Raw genomic sequence first — 4,770 nt, forward strand, 5'->3', positions numbered from 1 at the left:
TATGTCGTGCGACTGGCTGGGTAGTCGGGCGTGGGGACGCATTCTTCAGGCACTGGTCCGTGTTACCCGACATAGTCCGGAAGGGCACATAGTGCCTAAAGTCATGCGGCGTCACGCTTGTCTTGCCGGTCCGGTCCTCCAGTTCTGCCAGCACGTGGGGCGGCAAGGCGGCGGAGGCTTGCGCAAAGAGTTTGGTGAGCGATTCCGTTGAGAGTGGAGTGTTCGTTTGAGCGTTGAGCAGGTACGGATGATTGGGTCTTCCGCGGTAGTTGTCGACGTAGCTCTGCACCAGGTTCGCCGTCAGTTCGCTGACCGGAATCTGGCGGATCGAGGTGGCGGTCTTGATGCCTGGCCGCGAGTGCCGCGGATCCTCGTCGCCGTGGCGGCGTTCGCCCACATTGAGCCAGTAGCGTGTCCGTTGCTGCCTGCCGTCAAAGCCCGACTTCACGGCATCCGCGGTGAGCAGCAGTAGCTCCCCACGGCGCAGGCCTTGATGCAACATCAGCACGAAGGCGGTGAAGACGCGCCAGCGGGTACGCAGCCCTTTGAACGGGTTGGTGTCGGAACTGGGGTCCAATCGCTCATACAGGGCCTCCACGACCGCGGCCGGCAGCGAACGCAAGACCTCGACGCGGTGCTGGCGTTGAATCTGGAGTTGGCTGTAGAGCAGATGGAGTCGTTGCCAGCGGGCGTCGAGTTGCGACAGCCGATCGCCGTGCGGCATGCCTTGGCCCAGCCAAGTCGACACCGCCACCACGAATTCGAGCCCGGTACGCCAGCGTTCCTGATCCGACGCCGTCAGCCGGGGCTGATTGCGGATCGAGATGAACCAGCCTTCCAGGAGATTGCCAAGCCGGACCTCATCCAAGTCCGCCAGCGCATCATCCAGTGCGCCGACGCCCAGCAACTCCTCGGCATAGAGGTAGAGCCGTTCTACGTGGTGCAGTTTTCGGAGTCGCGTCAGCTCGGCCAGATCGGACAAACTCAGCAGTGCCCACACGTTGGCCCAGTAGCGTGGCAAGCCATGCCGGTCCACCAGCGTCACGCCGTGCAGGCGCTGCGGCACCTCTGGCTGGCTGAGCTGAATGACCATGGCTGCCAACGTCCCAAGACCCCAGGAATCTATACCATAGACCATCCTCAGCGTTGCGCCAGACCCCAGTCAGCAAGGCTTAACAACGCAACAAGCGTAAACCTACCGTCTGTCCAGGCTGTTTTTAGTTGTCGGTGGGCTGGCTAATTAGAAATGTCAGTGCGGTCGTGCTTTTTGTGGTTTCCCCGTAACGCGGTCAAGCTGGCCGGAAGGGGAGAAGCCAGCACAGGGTGGGGCGGTGGTGCCGGCGATGGCGCGCTCCAGATCCAGCCGATTAATCAGCCGCTGGCGCTTGGTGTTCAGCGCAGGCTGGTGTGGCCGCGGGGGATCGCCCGAGAGCGTGCGCGACGGGCCTGCGGTTTGCCGGCTATCGCGCAACGCCTGGACCTTTGCCGCGATGGCCAGCACGTGCCCCAGCCGCTTGTGCTCCACGATCGCGCCCTGATCGATCTCGGCCAGCCGGTCATAGGTGGTGTAGGGCAGGGCAGCGCCATCGGCCCACAGCTCGATCCTGCCGTCCGGATACTCGGCCACCTCGATGTAGCGGTGGATCAGGCGGCGGTGCTCGGGCCGGTCCTCGAGCAGGTACATCACCTTGTCGTACTGCAGCGTCAGGCTCTGCGACACCTTGCGCCATTCGCGCCAGGTAAAGATTCGTGCCAGATCCTCGTCAACGCGCAGCGGCCGGTGGGCATCGAAGTCGCTGCGCGGCGGCTTGGCGAAGCGGGCATTGAAGTCGGCCATGAAGGCTGGCGCAAAGGCATTGGCGATTTGCATGGTGCTGAGGCCGCGCAGCCGCAGTTCCTTGACCAGCCGGTCCTGCAGGGTGCCATTCATCCGCTCCACGCGGCCCTTGGCCGGGCTGGAATTGGCGCACAGGATGTCGATGTTCAGCTCGAACAGGGCCCGCCCAAACTGCGTGTAGCCACGCCCTTCGGCGGCATCTTTGGCGTTGACGCGGAACACACTGGCCTTGTCGCTGTAGAACGCCATCGGCTTGCCATGGTGCTCGACATAGGCCCGCGTCGCCTCGAAGTACGCTTGGGTCGATTCGGTCGGCACGAATAGCAGTTGCATCAGCTGGCTGGTGGCGTCGTCGACATAGACCAGCAGCGTGCAGGCCGGCGCCCGCTCCTCGAACCAGGCATGGTCGCTGCCATCGATCTGCACCAGCTCGCCCAGGCAGGCGCGGCGGTTGCGCGGCTGGTGGACCTTGGGCGGGCGCAGCTTGCGTGGCACCCAGAAGCCGGCATCGATCATGATCCGCCGCACGGTCTCCTTGGCCAGGCTGAGGCCGTGGCGCTCGCGCAGCTTCTCGCAAGCCAGGGTCGGCCCGAAGTCGGCATAGGTGTCGCGAATCAGGCCGCGGGCACGGGCTTCGAGTCCCGGGGGTAACTGCCGGTTGCTCTCGTGGCCGCGCTTACGGGAGCCTAGACCGCTTGGACCGTCTTCGCGATACCGGCTCACCAGGCGCTCCACTTGGCGCCGGGACAGCCCCAGCTTCTCGGCCGCGCGCCAAACCATCAGACCGTGCTCAACGACAGCCTGAATCACCTTGAAGCGGTCCAGTTCACGCATGGACATGGTCACCATCTCGGGCTTCGGCATGGCTGGACTCCGATCCAAGCGGATAGAGCGCCAGCATGCTCGCGTTAGCCTACGGGTACGACATTTCTATTTGGCTCAAGTACGACATTACTATTTGGCCCTGACACCGTCCCAACGCACAACGTTTATTATGTTAAATTGTTATACTATATAACAATGAGTGTGGCGATCCCATCGGTTTGAATGAGATCCCGACAGCCGCGAAAGCCTGCAGGCAGCGACGCCGCCCACGGCTCGATATCCAGCCGCGGTCTTGGGGTTGGCAGCAATGCGCAAGCCTGGGACTCGCCGGGCTGCACGCCCGGCGTATGGGCGTGGGCGTTGCCCGTGCCCAGCAATGCCAGAACGGCTGGCGCCACTGTTGCAATCGCGAGGCGGGACACGGTCCGCCTAATCTGCAATCGGGTCATGGTTGACGTCTCCCGTGGGTCAGGCCGGCGTCTTGCGGAACGAGATGGCGAAGCGGTTCCAGCTATTGATCTAGCGAAAGGCGAAAAACCGCGTAGCGCGCACCCACATCAACGAGGAGGAAAAGCGGTGGAAACGGCAAGCACACACCGGGGCTGGATCGTCCGCACCGGAGACGACTATCTCTGCCCAAAGGATGGCGACGTTGGCTACACGGCAAACTTGGAAGATGCCGGCACGTTTGACACCGAAGAGGAAGCCAAGGAAGCCGGCCGCGATCATTGCGATTCGGGATTCGTGGTGATGCGCGACCCACGCTAACGAAACGGATAAAAGGATGCCCGGCCCGATCATTCTCGTCGACATGGAGAACATCCAGCAGCTCGCACCGGCTGCGTTGCCTGGGGGAGCACGACTGATTGTCTTCGCCGGCGCCAGCCAAAAGTCCATTTCTCTGGACCTCGTGATAGCCGGCCAAGCACTTGAGCCGCCAGCACAATGGATCCGAGCCAGCGGCAGCGGTCGCAATGCACTGGATTTCCACATCGCCTTCGAACTGGGACGACTCGCCGAGCGTGGCGAGCGCAGCCCCGTCTTCGTCCTGTCGAAGGACAAGGGCTACGACCCGCTCATTGTCCATATCGCCAGTGGCGGCATGCGTTGCAAGCGCATTGAATCGCTTTCCGAAGTCCCGTCGCCTGCGAAGACAAAGAACGGTGTTTCCATGGAAGCCTCTGAAGGCATTGATCTTGGCGCGGCCTTCGCCGCGACTATCAAGGTGCGCGAGATCTTGGGCCGATCCCCAAAGACAGCACGGCCGGGCAAGCGCGCGACCTTGGTCAAGCATCTCAAGGCGATGGAGCACTTGAAGCTGAAGGAAAAGGATATCTCGGGTGTCATTGATGAGATGCTAGCCACGAAGCTGATCGTGGAGGCCAATGGCAAGCTCTCGTACAACTTCTGATCGTAGCGGACACCCCGGTCACGCAGCGGGCACTGCTTCCATGCGCCGGTACGCGAGCGCGTCAAGCGCTAAGCACCTGCGCTTGCCTTGGCTCGCTCGCTACTGCGCAATAGGCAGATTTCATGGGATGAGCGCGCATGCAATCCACGGGTTCCGCTTTCAGCGCTAGTGCGCAGTAGGCGGCCCTGGCTGTCACGGACAGTGCACAATAGGCAGGTTCCGTCGATATTGCATGCGCGCAGTATGCCGGTTCCGCGCTCACGGCGCGCGCACCATGTGCGCGCTCGCTCGTCGCTGGGCGAGCGCAATACGACGGAGCGGTTAGATTCTGGCCAAACTCCTGCATGCTAAGTGCGTTGCTGGCGTTGGCCAGTGCCTGCAGCCTGGCTTCGTCTTCGAGCCCGTCGATGCCGACATAGGGATCATGGTGCAGTACATGACCGAAGATCCGCTCGCAATCACTCGCATAGCGCTGGGTATCGAGAATGTGGGCGTGCCAGAACTCGTCCACCAGTTCGCTGGGCACCACCGGCGCATCCGGATATTTCGCCGCCAGCTTCAGAAACTGGCGATAGCCGGACTCGGCCGCGGTCAATGTTTCGGCGGTCCAGCGGGCCTGCTCGCGGTGCAGCAGTTTGGCCTTCATCCGGCTGAAATCGAGAGCGTCAATCGCTTGCCACATATGCTTGACGGTTTG

General features: G+C 62.4%; 5 protein-coding genes. 2 read left to right on the forward strand and 3 right to left on the reverse strand.

The genetic code is table 11. The features are described 5' to 3' along the window. Both ACYP5B_RS34745 and ACYP5B_RS34750 read right to left on the reverse strand, forming a co-directional pair. Positions 1 to 1,093 (reverse strand): site-specific integrase (locus tag ACYP5B_RS34745; RefSeq protein ID WP_459572682.1); only part of this gene is annotated, 1,093 nt, incomplete at its 3' end. 156 nt (positions 1,094 to 1,249) lie between these two features. Then, positions 1,250 to 2,677, reverse strand: coding sequence for an ISNCY family transposase (locus tag ACYP5B_RS34750; RefSeq protein ID WP_459572683.1), 1,428 nt, complete (start codon positions 2,675 to 2,677; stop codon positions 1,250 to 1,252). Between the two features lie 561 nt (positions 2,678 to 3,238). Between ACYP5B_RS34750 and ACYP5B_RS34755 the strand changes: the two genes are divergently transcribed. Both ACYP5B_RS34755 and ACYP5B_RS34760 read left to right on the forward strand, forming a co-directional pair. Then, positions 3,239 to 3,430, forward strand: coding sequence for a hypothetical protein (locus ACYP5B_RS34755; RefSeq protein ID WP_459572678.1), 192 nt, complete (start codon positions 3,239 to 3,241; stop codon positions 3,428 to 3,430). 16 nt (positions 3,431 to 3,446) lie between these two features. Beyond that, positions 3,447 to 4,073, forward strand: a complete 627-nt coding sequence (locus ACYP5B_RS34760) for a PIN domain-containing protein (RefSeq protein ID WP_459572680.1) — start codon at positions 3,447 to 3,449, stop codon at positions 4,071 to 4,073. A gap of 61 nt (positions 4,074 to 4,134) precedes the next feature. Here the strand turns inward: ACYP5B_RS34760 and ACYP5B_RS34765 are convergent. Further along, on the reverse strand, positions 4,135 to 4,770 hold a 636-nt coding region (locus ACYP5B_RS34765), incomplete at its 5' end, for a glycine-rich domain-containing protein (RefSeq protein WP_459572681.1).

This window comes from Cupriavidus sp. 8B (assembly GCF_054589115.1).